Origin of the sequence: Labilibaculum sp. K2S (genome assembly GCF_030372765.1) — a bacterium.
Classification (GTDB): domain Bacteria; phylum Bacteroidota; class Bacteroidia; order Bacteroidales; family Marinifilaceae; genus Labilibaculum.
In genome coordinates this window covers 37,184-57,718 of sequence record NZ_JAUCMW010000001.1, presented here as the reverse complement: position 1 = coordinate 57,718, position 20,535 = coordinate 37,184, and the positions used below count along the sequence as shown (strand labels likewise).

Genomic DNA, 20,535 nt, shown 5'->3' with positions numbered 1-20,535 from the left:
CTTACATGCAATTTACGAAATATATCCAATCAATTAATCAGATGTTGATTGTAATTAAATAAAAATCAGGTAATCTTTCCATGAATCATGAATAATTACCTGATTATTAATATTAGTTAAACGGCATTGGTCAAAAAAATTAACTAAGGCCTAAGTAATCAAAGAGTTTTGACTTAACTGTTGTAGTCAATGGTCGTTTCCCATTAAGAATATAAGACAAATACACATCTGTTACACCAATAATCTTGGCAACTTTCTTCTTCTTGTCATCAAGAATTCTGAGTCTGTCTTTAATTCTAACTAAATCATCCTGAACTTCCTGCTTCATAACTTCAGTTTTATAATTTAACAATTGAGATTAAGGTTTCTTTTTAAAAATTTGAACCGGAAACAAATGAAAGTTTCACTTGCTTCCGTGGTTCAAATTCAATTTTTGTAAATTTTTTAATCAATCTACATGGTTGGTTGAAAAGTGAATAGAGCAAAACATCAGTTCGGACTATAATCAAGACCGGAACCAATAGCTTTTTTTAAGTCGAATAAACGAAGTTGCTTCTGCAGCAGTTCGTAATTCATATAGAGTGCTTTTCGGTTTTCCAATTTGGAATTCTGATCCTCACGGTCAACCGTAATCACAACTTTGGTTTCCTTAAAATTATCATTAATGTATTTTAGCATATCTAAATTGGATAAAGCCTTTAGAGGCAAAATCACCAAATCAATTGTCGTCTGATTTAAAATAATTTCCATCTCGACTGGATCATCGGCAAAATAAGCTCTGGCATCTAAGCTCTGAATGTATTCTTTCAGCTCATCAATAAGTGATCTATTTTCTTTGACAAATAGGATATTCATAGGTTCATCTGATGAAGGAATAATTTTCAATGAGTTGCCTTCCAATATTAACAAATCCATACACTAATAATTGATAATAACACACTTGCTATATCAATCGGCATACCACAAAACATAAACTACAACAATACAGATAGTTGAACTAAATATCAAGGATAAGATTACATCAAAAATATTATCCGTTTACGGATACGAATGTTTAAGGAAACTAAAACCATCACCTTAACTACCTGATTTGCTTGCAAACAAATCATTTTCCAATATTTTATCCATTATCGGATATAATAAAAATCGGATATAATAGGAAACTTGGAAGGTTTTGATTCTATATACCTTTGCTAAGAAATGGAGGTAACTGCAAGTGCGCTTCTCCAATATTGGAGGGAAAAAAATATCTGATTGGAATCAGATATTAAACTTCAATTTTATATTTTTTTATTCGCCTATCGAGAGATTGCCAGGTAATATTTAGAAGGTCGGCAGCTTTAGATTTATTATTATTTGATCTTTCCAGTGCTTTACGAATGCAATCCATCTCAACCAATTCCAGATCCAGATTTTCATCCGTGGAAAAATCAATTTTTCGTTTTTCTTCTCTCGGATGAGTAAGTTGAAAATGCGATAAGCTTAATCGATTCATATCACAAATAATCACCGCTCTTTCAACCATATTTTTTAGTTCCCGCACGTTACCGGGAAATTCATAAGAAAGCAGTCGTCTAACAACGGCGCCATCAATCTCACTGATGTTTTTCCCCATTACGCGGTTAAAATATTTCACAAAATAATCCAGGAGTAAGGGAATGTCCTCTTTCCTGTTTCGCAAAGGCTCCAAATGGATAATAAATGAACTAATCCTGTGATACAGATCCAGACGAAATCCCTTTTCGGAATGAAGTCCTTCAATGTTTTGATTCGTGGCAGCAATAATTCTTGTGTCAAACGGAATTTCGATATTGGAACCAACTTTCATGATTTTCCGATCTTCTAAAACTCTTAAAAATTTGGTTTGAAGATTAAGTTGCATATCACCAATTTCATCCAAAAAAAGAGTCCCTTTATTAGCAGCTTCGAACCATCCTACTTTGGATGCGGAAGCCCCGGTAAACGCACCTTTAGTGTGTCCGAAAAATTCACTTTCAAAAAGTGACTCAGGAATCGCACTGCAGTTTACTGCATAAAAATAATTCTCCTTTCTACTACTTAGATAATGAATAGCTCTGGCAACCAACTCCTTACCTGTTCCGCTTTCGCCCGTTATGAGCACCGAAGTATTCTCAGTTTTAGCAACTTTTCCAATAAGATTAATTAAATTCTTCATTTGAGGACTATCCCCGATGATTTCATACCCCATTGCTTTTTGAAACTCTTCTGAAATAATCGAATAGTTTCGTTTAACTTCTACTAAATTTTTCTTTAGATGAACAAACTTTTTGGTTCGTTCGATTGCACTTTCGACATCACGCAAGCGAAATGGTTTTGTGAAAAAATCTGAGGCTCCCAAACGCATCGAATGAATAACAGAATCCATTTCACTGTAACCACTAATCATGATCACTTCAATTTCAGGAAAATCGTGCTTCACTTTCTCCAGAACATCCAAACCATTCATTTCAGGCAAATTGACATCAATAATAGCTATATGGATCTCGTTTTTATCCATAATATCGAAAGCTTCTGAAGGGCTTCCTGCTTTAAATACTCTAAAATTAGGATCAATTAAAAATTCTTCCAATTCATCACGAACCAGCTTCTCATCATCTAAAATCAATATTCTTAAATTACTTACAGACACCATATTAAGTAGACTTTACTGATGATTAATTATTTTCAAATTTGATTGTTTCTTTTGAATTCTCGAATTCAAAAGGCAATATCAATTTCATTTCCGTGAATTCGTTCTTTTTACTGTTAACTGTAATTTGCCCATTCATCTTCTGCACAATTCCTTTGCTAATGTACAACCCGAGTCCTGAGCCAATACCTGATTGTTTGGTCGTAAAAAATGGTTCGAAAATATAATTGATGTTATCCGGATCAATTCCACAGCCATTATCCTTAATTGCTATTACTACATTTTTATTCACTAACTCAGCAGTAATTTTTATCCATTCAACTTTTTTCTTTGCATCTGAAGCTTGTTGTCTGTACTCAATAGATTCGTAAGCATTGTTTAATATATCAACAATTACCTTCTGAAACTTATACTTATTACCTGTTACGTATAAATCATCAGAACATGCATCAAACGAAATCTCAACAGTTCGTGTCTTATATTGTTTCTTAATCAGGTTTAAAGAATCATGAACAAGACTTTTCACATCAATTAGCTCTTGGGTATTTTCCTTTTGAGAGGAGTTATAGATACCAATTTGAGACAAATACTTCTTGATACGATCTATGTCGGCAAATACTTGCGAACATTTTTCCCTGATGTACTCCTCATCAATATTATTCGTCGATAAGCGCAAAAGAATATTATCCATAATCATCGAAATTCCTGTTAAGGGCTGATTGATTTCATTCACCATTGAGCCTGCCATTTTTCCAAGGGATTCAAGCTCCGATTTCTTCAACAATAACTGACGATGAAAATCATTGATTCTAAGCTCTTTTTCAACTTTCTCTTTTAGCTTATTGGTTTTATCTTCAAATTCCTGCTCCTGTCGCTTCAAACCGGTTATAATATCCTTATACTCAACAGAATTATTTTCAACTTCACCATTTGTAACTATTTCCATCATTATGCCACGCACACCTTTTTCATTATTTACCAAGGTAGAATGGGCTGCTAAAACAATTCGTTTCAATGCGTGCTTTTTGGTAACAATCGACAATAATTCAAATACAAAGCCTTTTTTAGAACTCGCCAGATTCAATATTTTTTTAATTTTCTTAGTGTCCTCTCCCTTAAAAAACTGGGTGAACTCTATTCCCTTAGAGTCTTTTAATTCTTTACACTCCAAAAATTTACATGCATAATCATTCAAATAGCTGATTTGTTTTTTTGCATTCAACTCGAAAATAGCCTTGTCACTGTATGCATCATTTTCAAGACTTAAACTCTCTTTAAATGTCAACTCCAAAGCTTTCTTCTGAGAAATATCCGAAACAAGACCATACAGATGAAATATTTCCTCTACTTCACGGTATTCACTGTACATCTCAATTTTGAAATGTTTAATCTCTCCGTTGTTATAAATATACCGATGTTCAAATTCAATTTTTTGATTTTTTTCAGGAAGATTCAAAAGCATGCGTTCAATTGCCTCCTTATCATCAATATGTGTTTTCAATTTAATTTCCTCAAAAATATTTTCTTTATCAATAGACGAAAAATCATAGAGTCGCAAAAATTCATCAGAACCCCGAATAATTTTAGAATAAGAATCCCATTCAAAACTTCCTATTTTGGCTTTCTTTTGAATCCTCCTTAAAACACTTTCTTTCTTAACTAATGTATCTTTTAATTGTTTCCGTTCCGAAACATCACGGCCAATTGCCAAATAATGAGTATCATCGAATTCTATCTCCTTAAAAACAGTCCATTCCAGGCAAACATTATTTCCGATAGAATTTATGATCTGCCCCTCAAAAGTTGTGAGTTTTTTCTTGCCATTCAGCTTCTCAATTCCCTGAATCAATTGCTCCCGCAAAACTAAATTAACAGAAGCCAAAGAATCTCTGGAAATACCATCTAAGGTATAATTGAAAAAATCTGTAAATGCCTTGTTTGCAAATTCCACCCTATGGAGGCTATCCATTTTCAAAATGAGTTCCGATTGTCCTTCCAAAATAGATCGGTAATTGGATGCCAGATTTCGTAAACGTCCCTCCAACAAATCCTTCTCGTTAAGAGCAACAGTTAACTTCTTATTCTGAGATTCAACCAATCTTCGGTTTGTATATAATTCCAAAAATATATTGATCTTATTAATTAAGATCGCGTTATCAAATGGTTTCATAATAAAGTCAACACCACCGCATTCATATGCTTTTGATTCACTTTGTTTATCCAAAAATATTGCTGTTAAAAAAATTATCGGAGTTGATTTATTCATATGACCACTTCGAATTTTTTGAGCCAGTAAAAATCCATCCATCTGTGGCATTTGAACGTCAAGAATGATAAGAGCATACTCCTTATTCTCGATATCCTGCAAAGCTTTTATTGGTGATTGAATTAACTCTAAACCAACATGCAGCTTCCCTAACAAGGCTTTTAGTAATTCCAAGTTTTCGGCACGGTCATCAACAATCAATAATTGGGGAGTAAAATCCAATTCCATAGGTTTTGAGTTAGTGGTCCACACACTTTAAAAGAAAAAAAATACCCTCACAGGGCACTATTTATTTCATACTAAGGTTGTTTAATCAAAATTAAAACTAATGTACCAAAATATCAACCTCTTTATGATTAAAGGTAACTTAATCTCCTTAGGAATACATATAACAGCGACTAACTATCCGAAAACGGCTACTAAGAGTTTGATAATTTGCGATTTGAAAATGAATTGAGAGTAGCCCGAAAGCTTGGAAAAGTGAACAGAAACCCTGCATTTAAAAGACGTTCAGGTACAACTCGCTGACCTGAAAGAAGAACATTTGCACCTTCCCAAAAAAGGACTCTGAGAATTAATGCTGGAACATGGAAAAATGCAGGTCTATTAAAAAAAGAACTAAGTGTTTTGGTATAGTCCCGATTCGTAATTAATTCAGGTGCAGTTAGATTGTACGCTCCTTCTGTTTCCTCATTTAAAATAACATAAGAATAGGCATTAATAAGATCTTTTATATGAATAAACGGAAATGCCTGACTTCCATTTCCCAATTTACCGCCTAAGGCATATCGAAATATGGGCAGAGCTTTTGCCAAAGCTCCTCCTTTGTCACTCAAAACAACACCTAATCTAAAAATAACAGTTCGAACATCTTGCATTTTTATCTCATTAGCAGCCTTTTCCCAATCAATACAAAGTTCACCCAAGAAATCATTCGAAAAATTTTTACTATACTCGTTGTGTGTATGTTTGTTGTCGTAAATACCAACTGCTGAAGTTGAAATGAATAGCTTTGGTTTAATTTCCATCAAAGCAATAGCACTATTAAGATTTTTGGTTGTAGTAATCCGACTATTGCGCAGAACCTGTTTATTTTTGGAATTCCATCTGCAAATTACCGGGGCACCAGAAAGGTGAATTATGACTTCACAATACTTAATAAATTCAGAAAGATCCTGAACATTATCATAAAGAAGTTTTCTTGGAATCAAAAGAATATCAGCATTAAGATCATCTGCCAATTTTTCTGTTAAATGAGAACCAATTAAACCAGATCCTCCGGTAATTCCAATCTTCATTTTTTTGGATTTAAATGATAAAACTTGAAAAATCGCCCTCCAAAAATGTTCGCAATTCGTTTGTAGTAATCCTCACCTTAATTTTCCCTCCCATAACATAAGAGATATTTCCAGTTTCTTCGGAAACCGTAATTACATGAGAGTCGGTTGCCTGAGCCATTCCAATCGCCGCCCGATGTCTTAACCCAAGGCTTCCCGGAATATTTGTATCATCCGTAACAGGCAATATACAGCGTGCCGCAAGTATTCTACTATTTGACCAAATCACAGCACCATCATGAAGAGGTGAATTCTTAAAAAATATGGTTTCTAAAAGGTTTTTGGATACTCTTGCTTTCAAAATCTGCCCTGTATCTGCATAACTTTGCAAATCCATGTTTTTTGCGATTACAATGAGAGCACCCGTTTTCGTTTTTGACATGTGTTCACACGCGCTAACGACTGATCTGATTTCGATATCCGGAATTCCTCTTTCATCAAGAGCGAACCAATTATTCAATGTAAATTTTTGACTTAAGTTGTATTTAGTTCCAAGTAAAAGAAAAAATCTCCTGATTTCAGGTTGAAATACAACAATTAATGCAATTACACCAACCCCCATAAACTGACCAAGAATACCACTTAGCAATTCCATGTTAAGTGCCCGAACCAACAACCACATTAGGTAAAAGAGAGACAACCCAACAAATATGTTGATGGCAACAGTCCCCTTAATTAACATGTAAATCTGATAAAGTAGGAAGGCTACTAATAATATATCAAGAATATCAAAAAGTCCAAGTGTAATAAATGCTGTGGTCATTTTTTTCTATTAAATTCAGTATGTTAACAAAATTACAATTTTATTGGACATATTACTGCAATGAGGATTTGATCTTTGAATACAGCTTTACGCATTCAACAGCTTCTTTCACATCGTGTACTCTCAGAATATCTGCTCCCTGATCCAATGCCATCATATTCAGCGCAGTAGTGCCATTCAAACTCGTAGACGGATTCCCACCTAAAAACTTATAAATCATCGATTTACGCGACACCCCAACCAATATCGGCAAGTTCAGCTGATTAAATTCCTGTAAATTAGCTATAATTTCATAATTGTGATCCAACGTTTTCCCGAATCCGAATCCGGGATCAATAATAATGTCTTTGGCTCCGAATTCATTCAAACTTTTAATTTGCGATCGAAAAAAAGCAAGCATGTCATTCATTAAATGATGATAAAGCGGATTTTGCTGCATTGTTTGGGGCGTTCCCTTGATATGCATCATGATATATGGAACTTTTAGTTCTCCAATAACAGAGAACATTTTATCATCCATGGTTCCTCCTGAGATATCATTAATAATGCAAGCTCCAAAATCGGCGACAGTTCTTTTAGCTACTTCTGCTCTAAATGTATCGATAGATAATATCACATTGGGGAATTCCTTTCGAATACATTCTACTGCCGGAAGCATTCTGAGAATTTCCTCCTCAGCTGAAACATCTACAGCACCAGGACGTGTGGAGTAAGCCCCAAGATCAATAATTTCAGCTCCTTCAAACAGAATTTGCTCGCTTCGTTTCAAAATGGCTGTTTTGTTAAGATAAGAACCTCCATCATAAAATGAGTCGGGAGTGAGATTCAGAATCCCCATAACCAAAGGCTTTTCAAAATTTATTGACCGATCCCCGCACTTAATAGAAAGATTATCGCTGTTAAAACAATTTGTTTTATAATTTTGCATCACCGTTTTTTTGAACAAATTCCGAAGCAAAAGTAAAATAAAATACCATGGTTTAAGCTATTTTCTTACTTTTACAAAGGAAATTTCTAACACAAATTATGAATAAAACAGACCAACAGTACAATTCGGTTATTAAAATCTGTACGGATATCTTCACAAAAAAAATGCACGATTACGGAACCGCCTGGAGAATTCTTCGTCCAAGTTCCATAACCGATCAAATATACATTAAAGCACAACGAATTAGAAGTCTTGAAACCAAAGGGGTAAGCAAAATCGAAGATAATATTCGAGATGAGTTTATCGGAATTGTAAACTATGCCATTATGGGCATTATACAGCTGGAACTTGGCCCCTCTGAAAATGAGCTCCCCAACGAAAAAGCTCTTGAGTTGTATTCAAAATATTTTGCTGAGGCTAAAGAATTAATGGAAGCCAAAAATCACGATTACGATGAAGCCTGGCGAAGTATGAGGGTAAGCTCTTATACCGACTTAATCCTGATGAAAATTAACAGAACCAAACAAATTGAAGATCTGCAGGGAAAAACATTAATATCGGAAGGTATTGATGCCAACTATTTCGATATGATTAACTACGCAGTTTTTGGTTTAATTAAAATTGAGTTCGAAAACGCCTAATAAGATTCCCTGTATTATGAGAGTATTACAATTTGTAAGTCGTCTTTTTGTTGGTCTTATTTTTATTTTCTCCGGATTTGTAAAAGCTGTTGACCCAATGGGATCAACCTTCAAATTCACAGATTATTTTCTGGCCTTTGGTATGGATGCTTTAAAGGAGTTTTCCTTTCCTCTTGCAATTCTTTTATCTGCTCTCGAATTTACCGTTGGAATGGCCTTAATTTTCAACAGTAGAAAAAATATTACTGCTTGGTTGGCACTCCTGTTTATGCTTTTTTTCACACCTCTTACATTTGTTTTAGCAATTAGTAATCCGGTAACCGACTGCGGATGTTTTGGAGATGCATTGGTTCTTAGCAATTGGGAAACTTTCTGGAAAAACATTGTAATTCTTGCTTTCACTTTAGTGATCTTTTTGAGGAGGAAAAAAGATGAAAATCAGCATCCGGTTTGGGAACAAAATTTACTGATTGGATTCGCCCTTGTTGTTTCTATATGGATATCAACCTACTCATATTGTCATTTGCCTATTATCGATTTTAGACCGTACCACATCGGCACCAATATTTCTGATGGAATGAAAATTCCGGATGGAGCACCTGCTGATGAATACCGAAGTCTTTTTAAGTATCAAAAAGATGACGTGGTAAAAGAATTTGACGAAACCAATTATCCCTGGCAGGATACAACCTGGAAATATGTAGATTCTGAACAAATAAAAATAAAAGAAGGATACACTCCTCCGATTCATGATTTTTCAATCTCGAATGAAACAGATGGAGATATTACCAATATGGTTTTATCCGACAATGGATATACTTTCCTTTTGGTTTCGAAAAATCTTAGTGAAATCAACGAAAGTGCCTTACTAAAAATTAAAGAACTTGCATTTTACGCTCTCGAAAACAACATACAGTTTATTGGACTGACTGCCTCGGGTGAAGATGCTATGCAAGGCTTTAAAACTACTAATGAATTGCCCTTTGAATTTTACAATACAGATGAAATCCAATTAAAAACAATCATTCGTTCGAATCCAGGTTTGCTTTTACTTAAAAAAGGAACTATTCTTGACAAATGGCATTTTAGAGATTTTCCCGAAGCAAATCAACTTCAGGGCGATCTTGCAGCCTACTCTATTACAAAACATCAAACACTAAATATCAATCTATTAATTATTAGTATTACATCAACTTTGCTATTGCTTCTTGTTCTTTTCAATTTGATAAGAATTCGATTTGCAGAAGCAAAAAACAGATTACGATTATGAGAAAGAAAATTGTTGCAGGAAACTGGAAAATGAATAATACACTTGAAGAAGGTATTGTATTGGCGGGACAAATCAATGATTTAGTTGAAAAGACTGAACTTAATGGTGTAGATGTTGTTATTGGTGCTCCTTTTATTCACCTAACTGAAGTAAATAAACTTGTTGGCGATAAAATTGGTGTTGCTGCTCAAAACTGTGCAGATGAAGTTAGCGGAGCTTATACCGGTGAAATTTCGGCTTCGATGATTAAATCGACAGGAAGTAAATACGTAATTCTAGGTCACTCAGAACGCAGAGAATACTACGGTGAAACCAGTGAGAAGTTAGTTAAAAAAGTAGCTCTAAGTCTTGCTAATGGTTTAACTCCAATTTTCTGTTTTGGTGAGGTTTTGGAAGAACGTCAGTCAGAAAAACATTTTGATGTTGTAAAAAGCCAGATTGCAGAAGGATTATTCCATTTATCAGCAGAAGAATTTGGAAAAATTGTTTTGGCTTACGAACCAGTTTGGGCTATTGGAACAGGAGTAACTGCTTCTTCAGCTCAGGCACAGGAAATGCACGCATTTATCCGTAAGACTTTGGTAGCTCAATACGGACAAGAAGTTGCAGATAATACATCTATCCTTTACGGTGGCAGCTGTAAGCCTTCCAATGCTAAAGAATTATTCGAAAACCCTGATGTAGACGGAGGTTTAATTGGTGGAGCTTCTCTTAATGCAGAAGATTTCATGGGAATTATTACCGCTTTTTAATAGCGTAAATACATATAATTAAAGCCGATACACTTGTGTCGGCTTTTGTTTTTTGATCAGGATTAAATTAACTTGTTGCCTTATATTATTAGACAAATAAAATGGATTATATCGAACTGAAATGTCAGATCCAACCTTTCTCGGAAGAAATTGCAGAAATATTAATTGCAGAACTTGGCGAGTTGGATTACGAGAGTTTTACACAAAGTGAAGATGCTGTTGAAGCATACATACAGGCACCTCTGTTTGATATGAAAGAGGTAGAGCAACTTAGTATTAATCAGTTGCCGAATGCTCCTTTTAAATTGAGCTACTCGAACAAAACAATTGAATCTCAGGATTGGAACGCACTTTGGGAATCCAATTTCAGTCCCGTTATCATCTCAGATCAGGTAGTGATCAGAGCCTCTTTCCATACCGACACTCCAAAAGTTCCTTACGATATCGTAATTGATCCAAAAATGTCGTTTGGAACAGGACACCACTCTACCACTTCGTTAATGGTTCAGAGCATTCTTGAATTGGATTTGGAAGGGAAATCAGTCTTGGATATGGGCTGTGGCACCAGTCTGCTTGCAATTTTGGCATCGAAACGAAATGCTGCAAAAGTTGATGCTATCGACATCGACGAATGGCCGTACACCAACTCACTGGAAAATATCAAAAACAATAAGGCTGAAAATGTGTCCGTTTTTTTGGGTGATGTGGCTTTATTGGAAGGAAAACAATATGATGTTGTTTTGGCTAATATCAATAGAAATATCTTGCTTAATGACATGAAACATTACGTTGCCTGTCTTCCGCAAAACGGAGAATTGGTGATGAGTGGATTTTATACTGAAGATTTAAAGCACATTAAAGAGGAAGCTGAAAAGAACAATTTAGAATACATCAGCCACAAAGTTGATTTAAATTGGGTTGCTGTTCATTTCTCAAAAAAATAAAACACAATATTTTGCCGGTATCTGTTATTTTATAAAGAAGACAGAGAACCGGCATTTTACTTTCCTGATCTCATCAAATTTGTTAAATTGCCTTCGCAAATATATCCATACCCGAAACTTCATTTACAATGAATAAGCTTCTCTTCTCCTTTCTTCTTTTTTTTGGAATAGTGATTTCAACCCAATCCGTTTTAGCACAAAGTATCAAGTCATTTTCCCATGACTCAATCATCTTTCAAGATGAATTTTTGAAATTCATGGATCATCCAACCAAAAAAAAAGAAAGCAAAGAGTTTAAAGAGAAATTCCCCACTTTCTGGTTTTCGCCGGAAATGACAAAAGATAGACGACAGAACGTCTACCAAATATGTGATATTTTCCTGTCGAGAAAAGCAAGATCATTTCCTGATTTTTACAACTATTTCGAAACACTGATGTTGTTTCAGCAACAAAATCGCGAAGAAAAGGATTATTCCAATTGGGAGAAGGGATTAATACAGCAAATCAGTGATAAAAAGAATAAGTTAAGTGCTACACAAGACTTTCTGATTCAGACACAAAATCTTTTAAAGGATACAATAATAAATGAATCGTACGCTACCAAATGGAAATGTGAGAATGCAAAATTCAAATTCTTGTTCGATAAAGTATTAAGTATTCAATTCGATCAGGCAGACCTATATTGCATCGCACAACGCGACAGTTCCTGCATATACAATACAAGCGGAATATATCATCCGTTTGAAAAAATCTGGAATGGAAACAAAGGAAAAGTAACATGGGCCAGAGCGGGGAAAAGCGATACAGAAGAATACGCTGTATTTGATTTTTACACTGTTGACACCCAAAAATCATCTTTCCAGGTTGATACTGTTAGCTACTACAACAAGGAACTTTTTGATGATAAAATTGAGGGCAGTCTCTCTGAGAAGATGAACTCAGTAAAAGATCCATCTTTGGCAATCTACCCTCGTTTTGAATCCTTTGAAAAAGAAATCGAGATTAAAAATCTATTCGAAAATCTTAATTACAAAGGAGGTATTGCCATTCATGGGGCAAAATTTTTGGGAAAAGGAAGTCCCGAAATCCCATCTGTAATTGAGTTATCCAGACATGACACCTTATTTTTACGGGCACGATCGGAACACTTTTCGTTTAACAACAATCGGGTTGTTGGCAAAGATACCGAAATTGAAATCCTGATCGATACCTGTCAAATCTATCATCCCGGGCTGTTATTTCAATACTTCCCCGACAAAAAGGAAGTCAATTTAATCCGCGAAGGAGAAGGAATTGCCTTGAGTCCCTACTTTAACACCTATCACAATCTGATTATGGATTTTGGAATGTTGATATGGAAAATGGATGAAAACCTAATGCACTTTGGAAGTATGAAAGGCGCTACCAGTCGTCAGGCACACTTCGAGTCGATGAATTATTTTAGTCTCAACCGATTCATGAAGATTCAGGGCATGGATCAGGAAAATCCGCTGGTTTTATTGCGTAAATATGCCGATTATTCTTACGTAGAAACATTTACGGCAATGGAATATGCCAACTTCATTAAAAAACCGGTTAACTATGTACGCCAGCAAATTATTGGCTTATCGTTTCAAGGCTTTGTAATCTACAATAGAAACACCGATGAAGTTACATTACAACAACGCCTTACCGATTACATTAAATCGGGAATGGGCCGACAAGATTACGACGTAATTCGATTTACGACACAAACGGAAAATAATGAAGATGATGCTACTCTTCGAATGGGGAGTTACAATTTGGATATTAACGGTGTAAAACACATTGCTGTAAGTGATTCACAAAATGTGGTGATCTTTCCGAAGCATCAGAAAATAACACTTAAAAAGAATCGTGATTTCCAGTTCGACGGAAAAATAATGGCTGGTTTACTGGATATGTATGGAAAGGATTTTAATTTCTCTTACGAAAAGTTCAAAATTGACCTTGACCTGATTGATTCCCTGCAAATAAACATTGTAACTGACTCACTATCTACCTATGGCAGAAGATACACAACACAATTGGGAAGTGTGCTGGAAAAAATAACAGGGAATTTATTAATTGATGATCCCAACAATAAGTCGGGATTGAAGAACTACGCTGAATATCCGATTTTTAATAGTTCTGATTCTTGTTTTGTATACTACGACAGCAAAAAAATTCAGGATGGAGCTTATAAAAAGGAAGACTTCTACTTCAAGGTTGATCCATACACAATCAACAATATAAACGACTTTAAAAAGGAAGACATTTCGTTAAAAGGAACTTTTGTTTCCGACAGCATATTCCCAACATTTAGAGAAACTCTAAGTATTAATGATGATAATTCGCTGGGATTCTACCACGTAACACCTAAAGAAGGACTGCCTGTTTATGGGAAAGGAACTTTTACTGATACGATACACCTTTCTAATGAAGGATTAATTGGTGATGGAACACTAAACTACCTTACCTCTATTACAAAATCTGAAAAATTGGTATTCAGACCGGAAATTATGACCACTCAGGCCGAAAGTTTCGAATTAAAGGAACTGGCTTCGCATATGAACAATCCTGAGGTAAACGGCGAGAAAATTTTTGCAACATGGTATCCGTACAAAGAAGAACTTTATGTGAAGAGTACGGCCTTACCTATCGACATGTATAAAAAGCTGGCAACTCTTGCCGGAACGCTGAAAATTACTCCAACAGAAATTACAGGAATTGGTGATATGGAATTGGTTAATGCGGAACTTCAATCGGATTATTTCACCTATACACCTAAAACAATTGTTGCAGATACAGCTGTTTTTAAACTGAAAAACACAGATACAGAAGGCTATGCTTTCGAAAGTAAAGATGTTAGAGCACATATCGACTTTATCAGCAGAACCGGGCAATTTACAAGCACAACAGGAGGAAGCAACAGTGAGTTTCCATCGAACAAATACATGGCCTACATCAATAGTTTTGGTTGGGAAATGGATCAACAGGAGCTTTTGTTCGGAAATAAGGATGAAAACACTTTGGCTGCCTTATGGCAACAGGATAAAATGGAAAGTTTACCAAAAACAGCCTATAACAAATTTATTTCTACAAGTCTGAAACAGGATTCCCTGAGTTTTCTAACCCCATTGGCACGATACAGTTCCACAGACCATACAATTAAAGCAAAATATGTAAGCGATCTGGCGGTTGCTGATGCAAAAATATATCCCGACAAGGGAGATGTGAACATTGAAAAAGGAGGACTAATGCAAACACTTCGAAACTCGAAAATACTTGCCGACACCCTTAATTCATATCATAATATTTTTAATGCCACCATTAATGTTCACAGCAAAAACTCCTATTCCGGATCGGGTAGTTACACCTACGTGGATGCGGAAGAAGGTGAGCAGGAACTGGTTTTTGATGTAATAGATGTGGATAGTCTCGGACAAACCATTGCCATGGGAAATTTGCCGGAAGAAAAATCGTTTAGCTTAAGTCCAGACTTTGACTACAAAGGAAAAGTAAGACTGGAAGCACGTGAGAAATCACTTTTCTTTAATGGTCAGACCAAAATTCACAACAAATGTGAAAGCATTGGCGACAATTGGCTTGATTTCAATTCACAGATTGATCCGAAAGAAGTTTATATTCCCGTTGATTTGCACGTAACTGATGATGAAAGCCTGATGCTTTACAATAGCTTTTTCTTAACGAATGATTCCATTCATATCTATTCATCGTTTTTATCACGCAGAATATTTTACACCGATAACGTGCTTTTGGAAGCAAGAGGATTCTTAACCTACAAGCCTAATTTGCAGGCCTATCAAATTGCACCAAAAGACAAATTGCAAGACATGGACGCAACCGGAAGTATCCTTTCTTTCTATCCAGGCAATTGTAATATGAGAGGAGAAGGTTTAATTAATTTAGGTGCCGAACTTGGGCAAATAAAACAGATTTCAACCGGTGCAATTGAGCACGATTTATCGAGTGATATCGTAACTCTTGATTTGATTTTTGGGGTGGATTTCTTCATGAACGATCAGGCCATGAAGATTATGGAAGCAGCTTTTAATCAGGCCAATTTAAAACGTACGAACATCAACAAACAGAACTATACCAGAAAACTCGCTGAAATAATGGGTCGCAAAAGAGCCGAATTAGCCGTGCGCGAAATGGACGACAACGGCACTTTTAAAAATTTACCCAATGAACTGCTGCATACTATTTATTTCAACAATCTTGATTTTATATGGGATAAGGAAGCCAAGGCCTATCAATCAATTGGAGAAATTGGAATTGGAAATATTAATGACAAGCAAATCAATAAAAGCATAAAAGGTAAAATTGAGCTGGATAAAAAACGAAGTGGTAACCGTCTTACTATGTATCTTGAAATTGATAAATCAACATGGTTCTTTTTCGAATATTACCATGGAGTAATGTTTGTAAGATCATCGAACGAGGAATTCAATACCATACTGCACGAAACAAAAGAAGATAAACGTGAATTTAAAGATCCGTTAAAGAAAAATCCTTATTCATATATTATCTGTCCGCGATCTCAGAAAACGAAATTCCTGAAACAATTTAATTTGTAGATAACATTGTAGAGGCGCAAAATCTCGCGCCTCTACCAATCAACAATTATTCAATAATTTCCTTTACACGGCCAACCTGCCCATCTTCAAGCATTACCTTTATGCCATGCGGATGCAAATGCGAATTGGTTAATAATTTTTTCACAACCCCTTCTGTCAGCTTTCCTGATCGCTGATCTGCTTTCAGCACAATTCGAACCTCAAGTCCTGGATGAATATCTGCCCTCTTTGTTCCGTCTTTCATTTCAATATTTTTTTTTAATTTATCGCCATTACAAATATACAGGCTTTTGGGAATTTTGTATTCTCAATTGGGTAAATCATTGGTTGTACAAACAAGACATGTTTTGTTTTAGCATCATTTCAAACAAAATTCAATTCCATTATTACAATCATTCTAAAGAGTATCTCCTACACTTCTTTATTAAATTCAGTTTACCAAAACAAGAAAAAACCGTGTGCCTTTTAACAATCAGACAGTTAACAGCTATTTTTTCAACAATCAAACAATCAGAATAAATAATACACTAAATATAATTAATCCCATATTGTAATATTTTTATATATTTACATGAACATAACACAAAAACCAATTACATTTCACAATTAGGCAAAAGAATGAACACCACTAATCATCAGTCCGTAAAAGCAAGGTTCTCATTTAACGGTCATATCTTTTTCTCTTACACCAAACTAAGCTTCCAAAAGAATCTTTTTAGTTTTGCCGTGCCTGTTATTCTTATTCCAATATTAATCATATCCAATTCTCTAAATCTTTACTGTGCACATAGAGATGAAGCGAACTACGAAATGTTTTTTTTCTTATCGATCCTTGTAATCAGCCTTGTTCTTACGATTGTTACAATTTTTAAATATAAAGAGACTAAAACAATGGATGGCAAAGAGTTTTCATTCCGTGAAATAAAAATGATCCGCATTAGGGAATCGAGAACGAATGCCAAATTAGCCTTTGAATTCACCAATGGCGTAAAGCATAAAATGTCAATTAAAAAAGACGATGCGTACTCCAATTTTTTCAAGAATCTAACCTATGCCAACGTAACAATTTCCACAACTAAAAATTAGCAAATCTGAACGATCATTCGCTGACGAAAAATACCCATTCTCTAAATCTGCTCGTATTAGCTGGGATTGATTGCTATGAAAACAAAAAAATGATTAATTTTATCTAAGCAGATAAATAGTCCTTAGTCAATCATCATATGCAAAAACATCAGTTCCTAAATAGAGATTTAAGTTGGTTATCCTTCAATAAAAGAGTATTACTCGAGGCTTCGAATACAAGCCTTCCACTATACGAGAGAATCAAATTTTTAGCTATTTATTCATCAAACCTCGATGAGTTTTATCGTGTGCGCCTGGGAACCTACAAACGGTTTACCGAATTGCCTGCCGAAGACAAAGATATTCTGAGAGAAAATCCTGATGCTATATTGAAAAATATCAACGCTGAAGTTGACCGTCAGCAGAATGAATTTGGAAATATTTTTACGCAGGAAATTATTCCGGCATTGGAGGAAGAAGACATTGTTCTAATACGAGATCAAACCTTATGCGATGAGCATCATCAGTTCGTAAAAAATTTTTTTCTTGATAATTTGTTGCCTCATGTTCAACCTATACTATTATTAAAAAAGCAGATTCAGCCATTTCTTCAAAATAACGTGATTTATATTGCGGTTAAATTGTTTAAAAAAAGCAAAAAAGAAGAGGAAGACAGAGCTCCTAAATCCCGTCGTTCCCGATATGCGATTATAAAAGTTCCTAGTCATCGTTTCCCTCGCTTTATTGAATTGCCTGATAAGGATGGTAAACACTTCATCATGTTTTTAGACGACATTATTAAACTTCGCATGAAGCTATTGTTTCCTGGTTACAAGATTGATTCCAGCTACAGTTTTAAGCTTAGCCGCGATGCGGATTTGCTGATTGAAGATGAATATTCAGGCGATTTAATTAAAATAATTGAGAACAGTTTGAAAAAACGGGAAACAGGTTCTCCTTCACGCTTTTTATATGATGCGTCGATCCCTAAGGATTTTCTGAAATTTTTAAAAGACTCCTTTAACCTGCAAAACAATGACATGGTAAAAGGAGCCCGATATCATAATTTTCAGGATTTTTTTGGTTTTCCAAATCCAAAATATCCTGAACTGGAAGCGGAATCGTTTCACCCATTAAAGGTGGATGATTTGCAGGGTAATAAATCTGTTTTTAAAACCATTCGGGTAAAAGATCAGATTCTTCATTTTCCTTATCAGTCGTACGAATATGTAATTCGATTTTTAAACGAAGCTGCAGTCGATCCGAAAGTTGTAGAAATTAAAGCGACTCAATATCGGGTTGCTGATAATTCGGCCGTTGTAAATGCATTAATTAACGCAGCATTAAACGGTAAAAAAGTGACTGTTTTTGTTGAAGTTAAAGCCCGCTTCGATGAAGAAGCCAATCTTAGATCGGCAAATGAAATGCGAAAAGCCGGCGTAAAAATTATTGACAGTATTCCCGGCCTAAAAGTTCATGCCAAACTAGCTTTGGTATTGCGTAAAGGGGATAAAAAAGATTATGCCTTTTTAAGTACAGGAAATTTCAACGAGAAAACAGCTAAAATTTATTCAGACCACGGTTTACTGACTTCGAATGAAGTAATAATCACTGAATTAAAACAACTCTTCGATTATCTTGAAAACCAAACTGAAGGATATGAGTTTAGAAAACTTTTGGTTGGACGATTTAACTTGAGAAGAAGCTTACTTGAATTAATTGATCAGGAAATTCAGAATGTAAAAAAAGGACACAAAGGCTATATCATTCTGAAAATGAATGGCCTTCAGGAACGTGATATGATCACCAAATTATATGAAGCCAGTGAAAATGGAGTGAAAATTGACCTTATTATTCGGGGAATTTGTTGTCTGAAACCAAACAAAACATACGCAAAAAACATTCGGATTATTCGTATTGTCGATCAATTTCTGGAGCACGGAAGAATCTTCTATTTTCATAATTTGGGAGAAGAACTTTTGTATCTGTCATCGGCCGATTGGATGAATCGAAATTTACACCGACGAATTGAATGTGCTTTTCCGATTCAGGATAAGAAAATAAAAAAAGAACTGATTGATATTTTAAATATACAACTTAATGATAATATTAGTGCCCGAATATTAGACGGAAAGTTGAACAACCTGCCCATTCCAATCAATGGGAAAGTAAAGAAAATTCAATCGCAGAAGGAAATTTTCGCTTACTTAAACAAAAAAGAAACAGCGAGCAAATCGAGAAAAAACCGAGCCGCGAAAGATTCCGTGTAAGCTTGCATTATTCTAATCCAAACTAAACCCAATGAAACAACTTATTCTTGTAAGACATGCTAAAACAGAAGTTATTCGATACGACATTTCAGACTATCAGCGTAGCTTGGTTAATAAAGGCATAAATGATTCCAAATTGATTGCCAACAAGCTGCTTTTAAAGAATATTATTCCTGATTTGATAATTTCAAGTCCGGCTAACAGGGCTATTGAGACTACTTTGCTTTTTGCAGATGTGTTACAATATCCAATCGATAGGATTGAACAGATTGATGACTTGTATGATGGTTTTACAACCAATCAATTTCTAGGCTTACTCGATAAATTGGGAAAAGAGAATGAAACAGTTATGGTGGTTGGGCACAACCCCAGCATTGAATATTTAGCTTTTAACCTAACTGAAGAATTCTATCACAATGTTCCAACCTGCACAGTAATTGGTATCGATTTTCAAATTGACAAATGGTCCGATATTGAGGTTAGAACAGGCAAATTGGCTTTTTACGAGTATCCAAAGAAGTATAAGGAGGCGAAGTAGGTGAAATATTTTAAAATTGATTATTACAAGAACACTATGATTCTCTATTTCAAAATACTTACATCAATTTTAATAATTCAATTATTACTAGCTTGTTCATATTCTTCAAATATTTCTGTTGCGGATAGTATATGGATAAAATTTGCCACAGCTATTGAAGCAGGTAATTTAGAATTTTTAGTGAATAATTCACTTGATACAATTCAATGCGTTGATTGTATTCCTGAGAATAATAATGGAAAAGAGTTCTTTAAATCAAAAATTATTTATCAAGATTATCTTGATAAATTAATGAACTTAGACAGCCTAACGAATAAGAAATTTTCAACATTTATGAATAGTTAACTATAATATTAAATGGAAATTAGCTCCTGAAAGAGCATATGGATTAGCATTCTCTTTTGCCAAAAAAAATTGAAAAATTCTATTTTGATGGAATGTTCACAATATCATAAATAAATAGGTAAACACTTAAATTACACCTTCAGAATTTTCTGCCACAATAAAAAT

The 20,535-nt window shown here is 34.8% G+C and carries 18 protein-coding genes; 9 read left to right on the top strand and 9 right to left on the bottom strand.

The window, feature by feature from the left end:
• Positions 1 to 139: 139 nt before the first annotated feature.
• From QUH73_RS00260 to folP, 7 genes are all read right to left on the bottom strand, one after another.
• Positions 140 to 328 carry a helix-turn-helix domain-containing protein gene (locus tag QUH73_RS00260; protein ID WP_101308296.1) on the bottom strand — a complete coding sequence of 63 codons (189 nt, stop codon included), beginning with the start codon at positions 326 to 328 and terminating at the stop codon, positions 140 to 142.
• 161 nt (positions 329 to 489) lie between these two features.
• Positions 490 to 915 carry a hypothetical protein gene (locus QUH73_RS00255; RefSeq protein ID WP_289528433.1) on the bottom strand — a complete coding sequence of 142 codons (426 nt, stop codon included), beginning with the start codon at positions 913 to 915 and terminating at the stop codon, positions 490 to 492.
• Positions 916 to 1,267: 352 nt separating this feature from the next.
• A complete protein-coding gene (locus QUH73_RS00250; RefSeq protein ID WP_289528432.1) occupies positions 1,268 to 2,653 on the bottom strand; it encodes a sigma-54-dependent transcriptional regulator in 1,386 nt (461 codons plus the stop codon).
• A 22-nt stretch (positions 2,654 to 2,675) separates the two neighbouring features.
• Positions 2,676 to 5,144, bottom strand: coding sequence for a response regulator (locus QUH73_RS00245; RefSeq protein WP_289528431.1), 2,469 nt, complete (start codon positions 5,142 to 5,144; stop codon positions 2,676 to 2,678).
• A 191-nt stretch (positions 5,145 to 5,335) separates the two neighbouring features.
• The gene (locus tag QUH73_RS00240; protein WP_289528430.1) at positions 5,336 to 6,214 is read right to left on the bottom strand and encodes a TIGR01777 family oxidoreductase; all 879 of its coding nucleotides are present in this window, start codon (positions 6,212 to 6,214) and stop codon (positions 5,336 to 5,338) included.
• Between the two features lie 10 nt (positions 6,215 to 6,224).
• On the bottom strand, positions 6,225 to 7,016 hold the full coding sequence (gene cdaA / locus QUH73_RS00235; protein ID WP_289528429.1) for a diadenylate cyclase CdaA: 792 nt from the start codon (positions 7,014 to 7,016) through the stop codon (positions 6,225 to 6,227).
• A gap of 52 nt (positions 7,017 to 7,068) precedes the next feature.
• Positions 7,069 to 7,944 carry a dihydropteroate synthase gene (gene folP, locus QUH73_RS00230; protein ID WP_289528428.1) on the bottom strand — a complete coding sequence of 292 codons (876 nt, stop codon included), beginning with the start codon at positions 7,942 to 7,944 and terminating at the stop codon, positions 7,069 to 7,071.
• A 98-nt stretch (positions 7,945 to 8,042) separates the two neighbouring features.
• Between folP and QUH73_RS00225 the strand changes: the two genes are divergently transcribed.
• The 4 genes from QUH73_RS00225 (at position 8,043) to prmA (ending at position 11,551) form a co-directional block, all read left to right on the top strand.
• On the top strand, positions 8,043 to 8,585 hold the full coding sequence (locus QUH73_RS00225; RefSeq protein ID WP_289528427.1) for a DUF1599 domain-containing protein: 543 nt from the start codon (positions 8,043 to 8,045) through the stop codon (positions 8,583 to 8,585).
• 16 nt (positions 8,586 to 8,601) lie between these two features.
• Positions 8,602 to 9,855 (top strand): BT_3928 family protein, encoded by a 1,254-nt coding sequence (locus QUH73_RS00220; protein WP_289528426.1) that lies wholly within the window; start codon positions 8,602 to 8,604, stop codon positions 9,853 to 9,855.
• A complete protein-coding gene (gene tpiA, locus QUH73_RS00215; protein WP_289528425.1) occupies positions 9,852 to 10,607 on the top strand; it encodes a triose-phosphate isomerase in 756 nt (251 codons plus the stop codon). Before QUH73_RS00220 ends, tpiA begins: the two co-directional genes overlap by 4 nt.
• A 101-nt stretch (positions 10,608 to 10,708) precedes the next feature.
• Positions 10,709 to 11,551, top strand: coding sequence for a 50S ribosomal protein L11 methyltransferase (gene prmA / locus QUH73_RS00210; protein WP_289528424.1), 843 nt, complete (start codon positions 10,709 to 10,711; stop codon positions 11,549 to 11,551).
• Positions 11,552 to 11,633: 82 nt separating this feature from the next.
• Here prmA and QUH73_RS00205 read toward each other — a convergent pair whose 3' ends face one another.
• Positions 11,634 to 11,783, bottom strand: a complete 150-nt coding sequence (locus QUH73_RS00205; RefSeq protein ID WP_289528423.1) for a hypothetical protein — start codon at positions 11,781 to 11,783, stop codon at positions 11,634 to 11,636.
• 25 nt (positions 11,784 to 11,808) lie between these two features.
• On the opposite strand from QUH73_RS00205, the gene QUH73_RS00200 reads away from it, so the two are divergent.
• The gene (locus QUH73_RS00200; protein ID WP_289528421.1) at positions 11,809 to 16,152 is read left to right on the top strand and encodes a hypothetical protein; all 4,344 of its coding nucleotides are present in this window, start codon (positions 11,809 to 11,811) and stop codon (positions 16,150 to 16,152) included.
• A 46-nt stretch (positions 16,153 to 16,198) separates the two neighbouring features.
• On the opposite strand, the gene QUH73_RS00195 is transcribed toward QUH73_RS00200, so the two are convergent.
• Entirely contained in the window at positions 16,199 to 16,396 is a 198-nt protein-coding gene (locus QUH73_RS00195; protein ID WP_124992662.1) for a YwbE family protein, read from the bottom strand.
• Between the two features lie 374 nt (positions 16,397 to 16,770).
• Between QUH73_RS00195 and QUH73_RS00190 the strand changes: the two genes are divergently transcribed.
• From QUH73_RS00190 to QUH73_RS00175, 4 genes are all read left to right on the top strand, one after another.
• Positions 16,771 to 17,238 (top strand): hypothetical protein, encoded by a 468-nt coding sequence (locus QUH73_RS00190; RefSeq protein ID WP_289528420.1) that lies wholly within the window; start codon positions 16,771 to 16,773, stop codon positions 17,236 to 17,238.
• Between the two features lie 137 nt (positions 17,239 to 17,375).
• On the top strand, positions 17,376 to 19,487 hold the full coding sequence (gene ppk1 / locus QUH73_RS00185) for a polyphosphate kinase 1 (RefSeq protein ID WP_289528419.1): 2,112 nt from the start codon (positions 17,376 to 17,378) through the stop codon (positions 19,485 to 19,487).
• A 31-nt stretch (positions 19,488 to 19,518) separates the two neighbouring features.
• Positions 19,519 to 20,025 (top strand): SixA phosphatase family protein, encoded by a 507-nt coding sequence (locus QUH73_RS00180; RefSeq protein ID WP_289528418.1) that lies wholly within the window; start codon positions 19,519 to 19,521, stop codon positions 20,023 to 20,025.
• Positions 20,026 to 20,061: 36 nt separating this feature from the next.
• Positions 20,062 to 20,370 (top strand): hypothetical protein, encoded by a 309-nt coding sequence (locus QUH73_RS00175; protein WP_289528417.1) that lies wholly within the window; start codon positions 20,062 to 20,064, stop codon positions 20,368 to 20,370.
• Positions 20,371 to 20,535 lie beyond the last annotated feature (165 nt).